The organism is Pseudomonas sp. (genome assembly GCF_030696055.1).
Lineage (GTDB): Bacteria > Pseudomonadota > Gammaproteobacteria > Pseudomonadales > Pseudomonadaceae > Aquipseudomonas.
Window position 1 is genome coordinate 19,204 of the sequence record NZ_JAUYNP010000197.1, and the last position, 14,487, is coordinate 33,690.

The window sequence follows — 14,487 nt, forward strand, 5'->3', positions numbered from 1 at the left end:
GCCGAGGTTTTTCCCAGGCGCGGCTGTTCGTTTTTTATCCTCAACAAAACGTCCGAAATGCTGCACAAAACCAGCGCAAAATGCCGCCCCTCCTGTCGATGAGCCCCGCCCGGCACAGGCCGGGTGCAAACCTAGCGAGCGAACCTCGGCGCCATGGCCACGCACAATGCGCACGCCGCCAGATAACGCTTATTGCAATTACCAATGTCGCTGCTTAACTGCTCAGAACCTCGCCAGGCATCTCAAACAGGGAAGTAGAAATGCACCCGATTATTCGTACGTCGTACCTCGCAATTTTTGCCGCCAGCGCGCTGTTGTCCGCAGCCCAGAGTCAGGCCGCCGCGCCCATCTATATGGATCAGGGCAAAAACTGGAACGCCAGCACCCGAGCGGACTATTACAGCCGCGACCAGGGCTCGCAGATCATGCCCCTGAGCTGGGCCATCGCCCTCAAGCAGCCCGACGGTTCGGCCTTTATGGCCAACAGCTTGAGCCGCTACGGCTATCTGCCGAACCCTCAGAGCAATCCGCCCGGCCTACCGGTGGGTTTCACCGCCGCCAACAGCAGTAGCGGGCAGAACCTCGGCATGACCTGCTCGGCCTGCCATACCCGGCAGATTGAAGTCGGCGGCGCGGCCTACCGGATCGACGGCGGCCCGGCCATCAGCGACTTCCAGAGTTTCCTCGCCGACCTCGACACGGCGATGGGCCGGGTGCTCGCCGAGCAGGCGGTATTCGACGCCTTCGCCGCCTCGGTACTGGGCTCGGTCTCCTCGCCGACCCACAAGGCTGAACTGCGCCTGGCCGTGGAGGACTGGTACCAGCGCTACCACACCCTGATCGCCCGGGCATTGCCGCAAGAACCCTGGGGGCCGGCGCGCCTGGACGCCGTATCGATGATTTTCAACCGCCTGACCGGCCTGGATATCGGCCCGCCGCCGTCCTACCTGATTCCGGAAAACATCCAGAAAGCGGTGGCGCCCGTGCGTTACCCCTTCCTGTGGAACGCCTACCGGCAGGACAAGACCCAATGGCCTGGCTTCGCCGACAACGGCAACGATCTGCTCGGCTTGGCCCGCAACCTGGGCGAGGTGTACGGCGTATTCGCGGTGTTCCATCCGAAAAAAGACGCCAAGGACCTGCTGAAAATCGATTACCTGGCGAACAACTCGGCGAACTTTTCCGGGCTGGCCGCGCAGGAAAAGCTGATCAGTAAAATCGGCCCGCCCAAATGGCCATGGCCGGTCGACCAAGCGCTCGCCAAGCAGGGCGAAGCCCTCTACAACCTGTCCCAGGCACAAGGCGGCTGCGCCGACTGCCATGGCATCAAGCGTGGCGCCTTCCGTTCGCTGACCCACGAAACCTGGGCCACTCCGGTGCAGGACGTCGGCACCGACTCCCGCGAGCATGACATCCTGCAATGGACCGTACAGACCGGCGTACTCAATGGCGCGAAAATTCCTTTCCTGGAAAAAGCCCTCAAGCCCACCGACACCGCCTTCAACGTATTGGGCACCGCGGTGGTGGGTTCGATTCTGCAGCACTACGCGCGGGAGTTCCTCGGCAAAGAGACCATCACCACCACCAATGCCCTCTATATGCCGACCACCGCCCCCCTGTCCGGCGCCTTCCGCCCCACGGTGCTCCAGCCCAGTGGGGCTTTCCCTTACGAGGCCCGCGTGCTGCAAGGCATCTGGGCCACCGCCCCCTACCTGCACAACGGCTCGGTGCCGAGCCTGACCGAACTGCTGAAACCGGCCGCCGAACGGATCGCCTCGTTCAAGGTCGGCCCGGCCTACGACATCCAGGCCATCGGCCTGGCCGTCGAGCAGAGCAAGTTCGGCGCCTACAGCCTCACAACCACCGATTGCAGCGCGCGCAACTCGGGCAACAGCCGCTGCGGCCACGAGTTCGGCACCACGCTACCGGCCGCCGACAAGCTGGCCCTGCTGGAATACCTGAAAACCCTGTAAGCGTCGCGACGCCCGCACCAGAGGCTCCACGCGAGCCGCTGGCGCTCGGCGCCATGGCCTGAAACCGGCCCCGCTCGCGGCTATCCCAGCCTTGCCAGCAGCCCGTCACCCCTTCAGCCTGAAGCCCCGGACGGCAGGCGCCTGCCCTGCACGAATTCCAGCTATAATCGCGCCCTTTTCAGGCTGTGTGAAAACTACTGCGCTCGGTTATGCGGCGTTAAAAACAGGCTCGGAATGCTCATTTGCAACTCGTAAACTCCGCTTCCTCGCCTGTTTTTGCCTTGCCTAACCTTCGCTCGCTACGTTTTCACACAGCCTGTTTTGCGGGAGCTCGCCTCCCCCTCCGATCCGCTTCCTGCAGGCACGAACCATGACCAACCAGGCCGCCGAAGTCGCCAAACGCCGCACCTTCGCCATCATCTCCCACCCCGACGCCGGTAAGACCACCATTACCGAGAAGCTGCTGCTGATGGGCAAGGCGATTGCCGTGGCCGGTACGGTGAAGTCGCGCAAGTCCGACCGCCATGCCACTTCCGACTGGATGGAGATGGAGAAACAACGCGGCATCTCCATCACCACCTCGGTGATGCAGTTCCCCTACCGCGAGCATATGATCAACCTGCTCGACACCCCCGGCCACGAAGACTTCTCGGAAGACACCTACCGCACATTGACTGCGGTGGACAGCGCGCTGATGGTGCTGGACGGCGGTAAGGGGGTGGAGCCACGCACCATCGCCCTGATGGACGTATGCCGGCTGCGCGATACGCCCATCGTCAGCTTTATCAACAAGCTGGACCGCGATATCCGCGACCCCATCGAGCTGCTCGACGAGATCGAGGCGGTGCTGAAGATCAAGGCCGCGCCTATCACCTGGCCGATCGGCTGCTACAAGGACTTCAAGGGCGTGTATCACCTGGCCGACGACTACATCATCGTCTACACCGCCGGTCACGGCCACGAGCGCACCGACGTCAAGATCATCGAAAAGCTCGACTCGGATGAGGCCCGCGCCCATCTGGGCGATGAGTACAACCGCTTTGTCGAACAGCTGGAACTGGTGCAGGGCGCCTGCCACGAGTTCAACCAGCAGGAATTCCTCGACGGCCAACTGACCCCGGTATTCTTCGGCACCGCCCTGGGTAACTTCGGCGTCGACCATGTGCTGGATGCGGTGGTCGACTGGGCGCCCAAGCCGTTGGCGCGGGTGGCCAACGAGCGCACCGTGGAACCGGTGGAAGATAAGTTCAGCGGCTTCGTGTTCAAGATCCAGGCGAACATGGACCCGAAACATCGGGATCGGATTGCCTTTATGCGCATCTGCTCGGGCAAATACAGCCAGGGCATGAAGATGCGCCACGTGCGCCTGGGCAAGGACGTGCGCATCGGCGACGCCCTGACCTTCTTCTCCAGCGAGCGCGAGATGCTGGAAGAGGCCTACGCCGGCGACATTATCGGTCTGCACAACCACGGCACCATCCAGATCGGCGACACCTTCAGCGAAGGCGAGAGCCTGGGCTTTACCGGCATCCCGCACTTCGCCCCGGAACTGTTCCGCCGCGTGCGCCTGAAGGACCCGTTGAAATCCAAGCAGCTGCGCCAGGGCCTGCAGCAGCTGGCCGAAGAAGGCGCGACCCAGGTGTTCTTCCCCGAGCGCAGCAACGACATCATCCTCGGCGCGGTCGGCGTGCTGCAGTTCGACGTGGTCGCCAGCCGCCTGAAAGAGGAATACAAGGTCGAGTGCGCTTACGAGCCGATCACCGTGTGGTCGGCGCGCTGGATCGACTGCGCCGACAAGAAGAAGCTCGAGGAATTCAGCAACAAGGCGGTGGAAAACCTCGCCCTCGACGGCGGCGGCCACCTCACCTACCTGGCCCCAACCCGGGTCAACCTGGCACTGATGGAAGAACGCTGGCCGGATGTGAAATTCCGCGCGACCCGCGAGCATCACTAGGGCGTTGCACTACCCTGTGTAGGAGCCAGCTTGCTGGCGATCGCCTTTCCCTATGAAGAGCAGATCGCCAGCAAGCTGGCTCCTACATAAAGCACATCTCTGGATGTTTCTGGAATGGATTCCAGCCTCTTCGCCCATCGCAGCCATGCCTTACGTCTGGGGCGCTTCTCCGAGTCTGGGTGCGCTTATCTGCTGACAGCCGTTACCCATGAACGCCTGCCAGTTTTCAACGACTGGCAAGCGGCTCGCCTACTCATAGCTGAAATGCGCGATGCGCATGAATCAAAAACCGTCGAATCGCTTGCCTGGGTGCTAATGCCAGATCATCTACACTGGCTCGTCGTGCTTAGGGACATACCCCTGCACGCGCTGATGCAACGCATCAAGTCGCGCAGCGCTATTGCCATCAACAAAGCCAGTAATGCACGCAGCGGCAAGCTGTGGCAGAAAGGCTTTCATGATCGGGCGCTCCGCCAGGAAGAAGACCTGCCAAGCGTCGCGCGCTATATAGTCGCCAACCCGCTACGAGCAGGGCTAGTCAAACGCCTAGGCGACTATCCGTTTTGGGACGCGACTTGGTTATGAGCCGAGAATCCTTGATCGCCAGCAAGCTGGCTCCTACGGAGCAACGAGGCACGCCGACTGGCACAATGCCGGCAAATCGCCGATGCTCAGCCCATGCGCCTGATCGACACCCACACCCACCTGGATTTCCCCGACTTCGACACCGATCGCCGCGAGCTGCTGGCCCGCTGCCGGGCCCTGGGCGTGGAGCGGATGGTGGTGCTCGGGGTGTATCAGGCCAACTGGCAACGGCTATGGGAGATGGTGCAGCAGGACCAGGGCCTGTACGCCGCCTTCGGCCTGCATCCGGTCTATCTGGACAGCCATAGCCCCGAACACCTGAACGAGCTGCGCGCCTGGCTGCAGCGCCTGGCCGGTCACCCGCAGCTGTGCGCGGTGGGCGAGTTCGGTCTGGATTACTTTCTCGAGCAGCTGGACCGCGAGCGGCAGCAAGCCTTGTTCGAGGCCCAGCTCAGACTGGCCATGGAGTTCGAGCTACCGGCCCTGCTGCATGTGCGCCGCGCCCATGACGCCACCATCGCCACCCTGAAACGTCTCAAACCTGCGCGCGGCGGCATCATCCATGCCTTTGCCGGCAGCTATGAGGAGGCCCGCGAATACCTCAAGCTCGGCTTCAAACTGGGCCTGGGCGGCGCGCCCACCTGGCCCCAGGCCTTGCGCCTGCGCAAGGTGATTGCCCAGCTGCCGCTGGAGGCGCTGGTACTGGAAACCGACGCCCCGGATATGGCCCCCGTCATGCACCCCAAGCAGCGCAACAGCCCGGAGTACCTGCCGGACATCTGCGCCAACCTGGCCCAGCTGCTGGCTATCAGCCCCGAGCAACTGGCCAGCGCCAGCAGCCGCAATGCCGCCGAACTGTTCGGCTGGGATGCTGACGCAACACCGTAGCCCGGATGCAATCCGGGGCAGATTTGCCGGGGTAGAGTTCCCCCGGATTTCATCCGGGCTACAAAAATGCCGTTCACTTGGCTTAAGTGAACGGCATTGGCCAAATGCCGGGCTTTGTCGGTACTGCCTAGGACTTAGACGCGGAACGCGCTGATCAACTGCTTTAAGCGTGACACCAAACCCGACAGCTCGCGGCTGGCTTGTTCGGTCTGGCTGGCGCCCTCGGCAGTGCGCTCGCCGGCCTGGCTGATCTCGACGATATTCTGATCGATATCATGCGCCACCGCCGTCTGCTCTTCGGCCGCCGTGGCGATCTGCTGGTTCTGGTCGACTATCATGCCCACCGCGCCGAGGATATTTTCCAGGGCCAGCTGTACCTTGCCCGACTCGCTGACCGTGGTATCGGCCATCTGATGGCTGACATTCATCGCCTTCACCGCCGCGCCCACGCCGCCCTGCAGCTTGCTGATCATCGCCTCGATTTCTTCGGTGGACTGCTGGGTGCGCTTGGCCAGGTTGCGCACCTCGTCGGCCACCACGGCGAAACCACGGCCTTGCTCGCCGGCGCGCGCCGCCTCGATGGCCGCGTTGAGCGCCAACAGGTTGGTCTGCTCGGCGATGCCCTTGATCACATCCAGCACCTGGCTGATCGAGGCGCTGTCGCTGGCCAATTGATTGATCACCGCCACCGACTGATCGATCTCGCCCGCCAGGCGCTGAATGCTGCCGACCTGGGACTCGACCAGGGCACGGCCGCTCACGGTTTCCTGGTTGACGCTCTGCGCGCTGTCGACCGCTGCGGCGGCGCTGCGTGCCACCTCTTGGGCGGTGGCGGACATCTCGTTCATCGCGGTCGCGACCTGCTCGATCTGGCTGCGTTGCCCGGCGACCGCCTGATTGCTCTGGCCCGACACCTGCTGCACCCGATCGGCCTGACGCTCGACCTCGACCACGGTTTGCCCGACCCGCTCGATCAGCTCGTGAATCTTGACCACGGTTTCATTGAAAACCTGGCCCAGTTCACCCAACTCATCCTCGCTCTGCGCCTTGAAGCTCACCGTCATATCGCCGGCCGCCACCTGATTCATCACCTGGCCGAGGCTGCGCAAGGTGGAGCGAATCGACACATAGAAACCGCCGTACAGGTAGAGGATCAGCAGGAACACCACCAGCAAGGCCGCCACCAGGAAAACCATCTGGCTGCGGTTATCCTGCAGGCGCACTTGCAGCTGCCCGTCGAGGAGCACCAGCACCGCGTCATTGAGCTGATAGGTCTTGCCCATGGCGGCGCTGACTTCTTCATAGAACTGCAGCCAAGGCGTATCCAGGGAGTCGGCCACCACCACCTTGTCCTCGAACAGCACCCCGCTGGTTTTCAAGCTCTCCAGGCTGGCCGCGGCCAGGCTGTCCAGGGCCGCTCTGGCCTCGGGGCTGCTCTTGAGCGATTCCTGCAGGTTCAGGCCGTACTCACCATGGAGCTTTTCCAGCTCCAGCAACAGCTCATCGAACTGGGTGCTGGCCGAGGAGTTGAGAAAGCCCTGGCCCAGGGAATAGGCGCCCAGCGCGCGCCCCTGACTCAGGGTGGCGCTGACCTTGGGGGTGACCACTGTGACCAGCTCGATCATCTGCCGCACCGCGCCCTCGCGGTCCTGGCTCAGGCCCGCCTGGCTGGCGACCAGCTTGATAAACACCTGGGAGCTGCCCAGCAGCTTCTCGGCCAGGGCGATCTTGCCCTGCAGCGAGGTTTCGCGCTGGATGGCGGCCAGCTCGGCGACCAACTCATCGCGCTTGGCATTGAACTCTTCGATCTGTGCAGTGCCATGGGCGACCGGCGCCAGCGCCTGCAGGCTGTCGGCGACACTGCCTTGCAACTTGCTGACCCGGCTCTCAAGATCACCGGCCTGACCGGACTGGCCGATCATCGCGTTGATTTCGATCAGGTCGACATAGTCTTCCAGGGCGCGCCGCAGGGTCAGGGTTTCACCCAGCAGGTCGATGCTCTCCAGCGCCGCCTGGGTGCTGATGAACTGGCGATAGGAATCGCGTACCAGATAGAAGTTGGTGACCAGCATGGGCAGAAAGAACAGGACACTGATCAAACTGAATTTCATGCCGAAGCTGAGGCGGTTCATTAGCGCGATGGCCGGATACAACACGGTCTTCACAAGACGTCTCCAGTTCTAATTATTGTCATCTAGGGTGGCAAGATCAGCCGCGCAGAATCGCAGATGGCGGCTGGTGCGTCCCTGACTGCTCGACCTGTGGCATGTGGATCAACGGGGGTAATACGGGCAGATAAAGGTGATCCACATCACAAAAAAGCTTGAGCATGCCGCCATATATACCTCTTATCGACCCCGACCTCTGTAACTTAAGGTTAATGATGCGCACACCGCTAAAACTCGGCATTGATCTGGGTGGCACCAAGGTTGAAATCGTCGCCCTGGAGCACGGCCAACAACGCCTGCGCCAGCGCCTATCCACGCCCCAGGGCGATTACCGGCAAACTCTGGCCCTGATAGCCAGCTTAGTCGAGGCCTGCGAACAGCAACTGGGCGCACAGGGCAGTGTAGGCGTTGCCATCCCCGGCGCGCGCTCACCGGATCACGGCCGGATCAAGAATGCCAACTCCACCTGCCTGATTGGCCAGGACCTGCAGGGCGACCTCGAGCAGCTCTTGCGGCGGCCGATCCGCCTCGCCAATGACGCCGACTGCTTCACCCTATCCGAAGCCCGCGATGGCGCCGGCGCGGGCGCGGGCGCCAATAGCCTATTCGGGGCGATTCTGGGCACGGGCGTGGGTGGCGGCCTGATGATCCACGACCGCCTGCTCGGCGGCCCCAACGCCATTGCTGGCGAGTGGGGGCACAACCCATTGCCCTGGCGCCGCGCCGAGGATGGTCCGGCACGCCGCTGCTATTGCGGCAAAGACGATTGCATCGAGACCTTTCTCAGCGGCCCCGGCTGGGCCGCGCGCAGCGGCCTGGGCCTGGAGGCCAGCGGCATAGTCGCCGCCGCCCAAGCCGGCCAACCCGCAGCGCAACAAGCACTCGCCAGCTACTGCGACCAGCTGGCACGCGGCCTGGCCTCGGTGATCAACCTGCTCGATCCCGAAGTCATAGTGCTGGGCGGCGGACTCTCAAATATCCCGGCGCTCTACACCCAGGTGGCGCCGCTGCTGCCACGCTATGTGTTCTCCGACCGGGTCAACACCCGTCTGCTGCAAGCGCTGCACGGCGACTCCAGCGGAGTACGCGGCGCCGCCTGGCTGTGGGACTAAGCGGGCAGGCGCAGCGGCTCAGCACAGCTAGCGCTGAACACCCGCAACCCCGACGGCTTAGAGCAATAGGGTCCACAGCGCGAAGAGGGCGTACCAGAGCACGGCGGCGCGTACCAGCAACTGCCACAGCTCGTCCAGGCTGCTGACACCCAGCTCGCCGATGACCGGCTCGGGTGTCTCGCTGGCGGCACGCCCGGTGTTGATCACCAGTTGCGCCGCACTGATATCCCAGCTGAGCAACTCGTGCAGCAAGGCCCGGCTGACCGCCGCAAAGTTGCCGACCAGGGCGAAACTGGCGGCCAACACCCGCACCGGCAGCCAATCGAAGCCATGTCGCACCTGCACCGCACGCTCGCGCAAGGCGGGCTGTTCGGCATGTTCGGCGGTCAAGGCGAGCAAGCGATAGGCCAGCGCGGCCAGTGGGCCGAGCAGCGCATACCAGAAGATCACCGCAAAAAAGCTTTGGTAGGCCTGCCACACCAAGTGCCCCTGCACTCGCTGCAGCAGCGCGCCCTCCTCTTCGGCCTCAAGCCCCAGATCGCGGCGGGCCACCAGATAAGCGGCCTCCGCATCGCCACGGCGCCAGCTGTCGCGAAAAGGCCCCAGCGCCGCCTGCAAATCGCCCCGACCCAGACTGTAAATCACCACCAGCAGATGCACCGGCAGCGCCAGCCAGCCATAGGCCAGGGGCTCGAGCAGCACCAGCAGCAGGGCCAAGCCCGCCAACGGCACCAGCACCAACAGCGCCAGGACCAGCCAGGGCCGCGCCAGCCAATCGGCCTTATGCTCGATCCTGGCCAACAGGCGTAGCCAGGGGCCGTCCTGCTGGATATTGCTGCGCCATGCCGAGAACTTCTCGACCCAGAGCACCAGCAGTAGCACCAGAAAGCTCATGATTTCTCCTTATTTATTCAGCAGCGCGCGGCGCAGACGCAGCCAGTCGAAAGCCGGACCGGGATCGGTCTTGCGCCCCGGCGCTATGTCACTGTGACCACAGATACGCTCCACAGTGAGCGCGGGATAGCGCTCTTGCAACAAGCGGATCAGCTCGACCAGAGCGCTATATTGCCCATCGGTAAATGGCAATTCATCGGTGCCCTCCAGCTCTATCCCCAGGGAAAAGTCGTTGCAGTTGTCCCGTTCGGCGAAACGCGACTGACCGGCATGCCACGCACGCTCATCGCAGGAGACTAACTGGGTGATGGCGCCGTCACGCTCGATCAAGAAATGCGCGGACACCTGCAGGCTGGCGATAGTGGCGAAGTAGGGATGTTCATCGGCGCAGAGACGGTTCTGGAAGAACTCCTGCACCTTGCCGGTGCCGAATTGGCCAGGTGGCAGGCTGATGTTATGGATCACCAGCAGGGAAACCTCCGCCTGCGGGCGCGCATTGAAGTTGGGGGATGGGCAGTGGCGAATGCCGTGGCACCAGCCACTGGCGGAATCCAGTTGCATAAAGGCTCCTTGAACGAGCCCTCACTCTAGAACAGCCGGCCCACAGGGCCAAGCACTAGGAGCCTGTCGGACTTAACGCTGTTCTACTGCGGAAAGCCGGATTTGGTCATTTTTCGCGCTCTTTTTCGTTAAATAGAGCGACTATTCTCCTCAAAAGAGCGCAAAAACTGCCGCAAACCGGACTTTCCCTCGCTACGAACGGTCAAGCCCGACAGGCTCCTAGGGCAGGGAATTTGCCGCCCCACTGGCGGTGCAAACGGGGCAGCCAAAATAGCGGGCAAACGCCTTCGGCAGGGTGCTCGCGCACAACTACGAGACCGGCCTTAGGGCTTAGGTGTTCTTCAGCTTGCGCAGATTGCCGATCACCGACTCCAGGGCGCGGTCGAACAACAAGGCATCATCCAGCAAGCGAATGGCGCCGCGGCGGAATTCAACCGCCAAGCCCATGCGGGTCTTTTCCAATACCTTCATGCCGGTGCGATTGACGAAAACGTACTTGCCGGTCGGCTTGATCACGGCCGCCAACTTGCAGCGCAGCTTGTGCTCTTCGTCTTCCTGAAATTCGACCCAGCTGCCGACCCGCAGGCTGTCCACCTGCAGCAGCGCTTCATCGTCATCCGCCAGGCTGACTTCCACCTCCGCCATTCTGGCCTCGCCCGGCACCAGCAGGACGATTTCCTCGACCACCTCGACCATGGCCGGCTCTTCTGCTGGCAACTCTGGCGGCAGCTCCAGCAAGGGCAGCGCAATCGCGCTGCTCGCCTGCGGCTGCTTATCCTCATCCAACGCTAGCGGTTGCTCGACATTCGCAGGTTCTGGCTCGGGTTCAGGCTCTGGCAGCGCGCGCTTGAAGCGCTGGAACGCCTGCACATGCAAAGCCTCCAGCTGACTGAAGAATTCGCCCGTGGAGAAAGGATCGAAGGCCGCACTGGACATGCCTTCACGCAGCGCCTTGAGCAGGCCGGGCACCAGTTCCAGCAAGCGCATGCGCGCCTCTGGGTCCTCATGCGCCTCGACGCTCCACACCAGGTCATCCATGGTCGCCAGGGCCGCCTGCCACTCGGCCGACTGCACCCCATGCTTCAGACAGGTGAGCATCAGCACCTTGCTCCAGGCTTCCTGCAGCAGGCGCACCACCACTTCCGGCAAGGTCTTGCCGAGCAACCGCTGATTCAGCGCCTGCTCAACCTCGCGCCGCGCCAGTGCGGCCCTGGCGCTGCCCTCTTCGGCATCGCGGGTACGCTGCTCGAGCAACTCGCTGCGGCGCCGTTCATCGCCGGTAAAGGCCAGGAAGTCGGCCAGCAACTCGGAAAAGATCACCGGATCGTCGATAAAGTCATTGAGCAGGCGCTGTACCACCTGTTCGATCTTCTGGTACAGGCTGTCGCGCTGGGTATCATCCTGATCGCCCCAGCCCAGGGCAGCCGAAGCGATCTCATTGAGCAGCCGTCGGGCCGGATGGCTGCCCCGGCTGAAGAAGGTCTTGTCGATCACCGCGACTTTCAGCATGGGAATCTGCAGACGACCGATCAGGGCCTTGAGGGAGTCCGGCAAGGTGCGGTCATCGAGAATGAACTCGAACAACATCGACACCAGATTGATCACGTCCTCATCCACTTCGCCGACCACACGCACCTTGCCGGCCTTGACGCTGGCACGCACCAGCAGGTTTTCCAGCTGCGCGCGCAGGTCGAAATCATCGCTCGCCTGAACCGGCACCCCCTGCTGCATATGGGAGAGCAAACGCATCAGATCGTTGCTGGAAATCGGCCGCGCATCGGCGGGCCTATTACGTCGCGGCACTGAGCTGCCGCGGGCTTGCGCCAGCAACTCCTGCAGAGCGCCAAAGACTTCCTTGACCCCCTCATCCGCATAATCCGCGCCCGACTGCGCGGGCGGCTCATCCGCCACGCTGGCGGCCGAGACACTGGGCCGCGAGTGGTTGCGCCGCTGCGGGGCCGACCTCAGCTCAGGCAATACCCCGGCCTCGACCAGGACCTGATTGGCCTCGGCGTATAACTGATCCAGATCTGCCAATACATACTTCTCAAACAGCTTGAGGATGATCAGCTTGACCTTGATCTCCACCCCCAGGCTGCTGCACGCCTCGAGGAAAAACTCACAGAGCAGCGTAGGGCCGAGGGGATTGCTCTTATCGTCGAGCTTTTTGCTGACCATGGCATTCAAGCGCGTGGTCAGATGATGCAGGGCCGTACCGTCACGGCTCATCACCTTGGCGACCATGGCGTCTAGCGCCACGGCCTCTTCCAGCGCATCGTTCTGCACCAGTGCCAAGGTGTCGAACGACACCGCATCCAGAGGCGCCGACCTGCCGATTTCGTATTGATTGAGGGTGGTAAAGGACTCGAAAACCTTGTGCAGAAAGCCACGCTCGATATTTTTGCGCTTCAGGCGCAAATCGCGCATGGTCTCGAAAAATGCGTTCTGCTCGGTATTACTGGTGGCGCGATCGGCCATTTCGAACAGCGTATCGTCCGCATTGTCGAATAGCGCCTGCAATGCCGTTCTCAGCTGCTGCGCCGCTTTGTCACGCACATTAGTCAGCGCCACGGGCAGTCTTCCTACCGGCGAGATGGGCGATTGCTCAGTGGCCACCTTGTTCAGGTGCACCACGTTCGCGTCAGTTTTCATTGCGAGTCTCCTGCAGACTGCCCCTCTTGGGCGAACCGATCTGCACAGCGGTCAACTGGACGTCATCCGTAACGTCAAAGCCGTGGCGTCAATATTTTAAGAAGTAAAGTCATTATAGGGATGCACCCACGCATACCAAGTCGACTTCTCTTCCAGACATGACCCAGGTCACAGATGTAACGCTGCAGCTTCCCAACGGTTACTGCCTGCGCGCATGCCCAGCCAATTGGCCTGCCGCAGACAACCGCCCAAGGAAACCCTCACCCAACTAGCATAGCCCCATAAAGACCGACGACCATTGCCGCCGGCGCCAGCAGAGCCTGCAATCGCGCTGCACGAGCACGCGCCAATCCCTATAATCGGCGCATTCAGCTAACGGAGCCCGTCATGCCCAACCTCACCCTTGCCGACCTCAGCAGCGAAATCGAGGCCAACGTGCGCCGCGCCCTGGCAGAGGACATAGGCAGCGGCGACATCACCGCGCAATTGATCCCCACCGAACGCCTGGCCCGCGCCACCATCATCACCCGTGAAGCGGCGGTGATTGCCGGCACCGCCTGGGTCGACGCCGTATTCCGCCAACTCGACCCGCGCGTCGCCGTGCACTGGCAAGTCCGTGACGGCGCACGCGTCAGCCCCAACCAGCCACTGTTCTACCTGGAAGGCCCGGCCCGCGCCCTGCTCAGCGGCGAACGCAGCGCCCTGAACTTCCTGCAAACCCTGTCCGCCGTCGCCACCCGCTGCCAGCACTACGCCGACCTGGTGCAAGGCACCGCAGTCAAACTGCTCGACACCCGCAAGACCCTGCCCGGCCTGCGCCTGGCGCAGAAGTACGCAGTCACCTGCGGCGGCTGCCACAACCACCGCATCGGTCTGTACGACGCCTTCCTTATCAAGGAAAACCATATAGCCGCCTGCGGCGGCATAGCCGCCGCCGTGCAAGCCGCGCACAGGATAGCGCCTGGCAAGCCGGTGGAAGTCGAAGTGGAAAGCCTGGCAGAACTGCAGCAGGCCCTGGAGGCCGGAGCCGACATCATCATGCTCGACGAACTGACCCAGGACGAAATGCGCCAAGCCGTCGCCCTCACCCAAGGCCGCGCCAAACTGGAAGCCTCGGGCGGGATCAACGACAGCACCTTGCGCGCTATTGCCGAGACAGGGGTGGACTACATTTCGATTGGCGCGCTGACCAAGGATGTAAAGGCGGTGGATTTGTCGATGCGGCTGAGCCTGTAAACCTCAAGCAAGGCAAGGCGCAACCGCGAAGACTGCAGCTCCTGCGCGAACGACAACTTCATGATCAATTAGCTGGAAATAACCAGCAGGCAAATTCAGGGTGACATTTTTGGGCATATAACCCTCCAAAAATGTCACCCCCGCACCACATATCTGTCGCCCCCTGGCAGCGAGCGCCAAGCAGAGGCCAACTGATACCGCTCAAGATTCAGAAATCACGCCCTGGCACACCCCTTGCTTTAGCCAATACAGGAATAAAATTGTTCCTATCTATTTCGCTAGACCCAGCCCTTGGAGCAAGAATATGAAAAAGGTACAACAAGGCTTTACGCTGATCGAACTGATGATCGTGGTTGCGATCATCGGCATCCTGGCCGCCATCGCTATTCCGGCCTATCAGGACTACACCATCCGTGCCCAGGTGACCGAGGGCATGTCTCTGGCTTCCGGCGTGCGCACCGCCG

The 14,487-nt window shown here is 62.4% G+C and carries 11 protein-coding genes and 1 pseudogene; 7 read left to right on the forward strand and 5 right to left on the reverse strand.

All coding sequences use genetic code 11. From position 1 onward, the window contains the following. Window positions 1-260 precede the first annotated feature (260 nt). The 4 genes from Q8Q83_RS11470 to Q8Q83_RS11485 all read left to right on the forward strand — a co-directional run bounded on the left by Q8Q83_RS11470 (window position 261) and on the right by Q8Q83_RS11485 (window position 5,400). Entirely contained in the window at window positions 261-1,973 is a 1,713-nt protein-coding gene (locus tag Q8Q83_RS11470; RefSeq protein ID WP_305623814.1) for a di-heme-cytochrome C peroxidase, read from the forward strand. Window positions 1,974-2,343: 370 nt separating this feature from the next. Next, on the forward strand, window positions 2,344-3,927 hold the full coding sequence (locus tag Q8Q83_RS11475; protein WP_305623816.1) for a peptide chain release factor 3: 1,584 nt from the start codon (window positions 2,344-2,346) through the stop codon (window positions 3,925-3,927). Between the two features lie 114 nt (window positions 3,928-4,041). Then, window positions 4,042-4,512: a transposase gene (locus Q8Q83_RS11480; protein WP_305623818.1), complete on the forward strand. Its 471-nt coding sequence runs from the start codon at window positions 4,042-4,044 to the stop codon at window positions 4,510-4,512. A 93-nt stretch (window positions 4,513-4,605) separates the two neighbouring features. Next, window positions 4,606-5,400, forward strand: coding sequence for a TatD family hydrolase (locus tag Q8Q83_RS11485; RefSeq protein WP_305623820.1), 795 nt, complete (start codon window positions 4,606-4,608; stop codon window positions 5,398-5,400). Window positions 5,401-5,534: 134 nt separating this feature from the next. On the opposite strand, the gene Q8Q83_RS20240 is transcribed toward Q8Q83_RS11485, so the two are convergent. Then, the gene (locus Q8Q83_RS20240; RefSeq protein WP_371132401.1) at window positions 5,535-6,248 is read right to left on the reverse strand and encodes a methyl-accepting chemotaxis protein; all 714 of its coding nucleotides are present in this window, start codon (window positions 6,246-6,248) and stop codon (window positions 5,535-5,537) included. 144 nt (window positions 6,249-6,392) lie between these two features. Then, window positions 6,393-7,532: pseudogene (locus Q8Q83_RS20245) on the reverse strand (HAMP domain-containing protein); the annotation flags it as partial. A 251-nt stretch (window positions 7,533-7,783) separates the two neighbouring features. Between Q8Q83_RS20245 and Q8Q83_RS11495 the strand changes: the two are divergent. Next, window positions 7,784-8,680, forward strand: coding sequence for an ROK family protein (locus tag Q8Q83_RS11495; RefSeq protein WP_305623823.1), 897 nt, complete (start codon window positions 7,784-7,786; stop codon window positions 8,678-8,680). A 57-nt stretch (window positions 8,681-8,737) separates the two neighbouring features. On the opposite strand, the gene ampE is transcribed toward Q8Q83_RS11495, so the two are convergent. The 3 genes from ampE to Q8Q83_RS11510 all read right to left on the reverse strand — a co-directional run bounded on the left by ampE (window position 8,738) and on the right by Q8Q83_RS11510 (window position 12,787). Then, window positions 8,738-9,574, reverse strand: coding sequence for a regulatory signaling modulator protein AmpE (ampE, locus tag Q8Q83_RS11500; protein WP_305623825.1), 837 nt, complete (start codon window positions 9,572-9,574; stop codon window positions 8,738-8,740). Between the two features lie 9 nt (window positions 9,575-9,583). Then, complete coding sequence (gene ampD, locus Q8Q83_RS11505; RefSeq protein ID WP_305623827.1) at window positions 9,584-10,135, reverse strand: 1,6-anhydro-N-acetylmuramyl-L-alanine amidase AmpD; 552 nt, start codon at window positions 10,133-10,135, stop codon at window positions 9,584-9,586. A gap of 330 nt (window positions 10,136-10,465) precedes the next feature. Then, complete coding sequence (locus tag Q8Q83_RS11510; protein ID WP_305623829.1) at window positions 10,466-12,787, reverse strand: DUF1631 domain-containing protein; 2,322 nt, start codon at window positions 12,785-12,787, stop codon at window positions 10,466-10,468. Between the two features lie 387 nt (window positions 12,788-13,174). On the opposite strand from Q8Q83_RS11510, the gene nadC reads away from it, so the two are divergent. After that, the gene (gene nadC, locus Q8Q83_RS11515; RefSeq protein ID WP_305623830.1) at window positions 13,175-14,023 is read left to right on the forward strand and encodes a carboxylating nicotinate-nucleotide diphosphorylase; all 849 of its coding nucleotides are present in this window, start codon (window positions 13,175-13,177) and stop codon (window positions 14,021-14,023) included. Window positions 14,024-14,327: 304 nt separating this feature from the next. Beyond that, window positions 14,328-14,487 (forward strand): prepilin-type N-terminal cleavage/methylation domain-containing protein (locus Q8Q83_RS11520; RefSeq protein ID WP_305623834.1); only part of this gene is annotated, 160 nt, incomplete at its 3' end.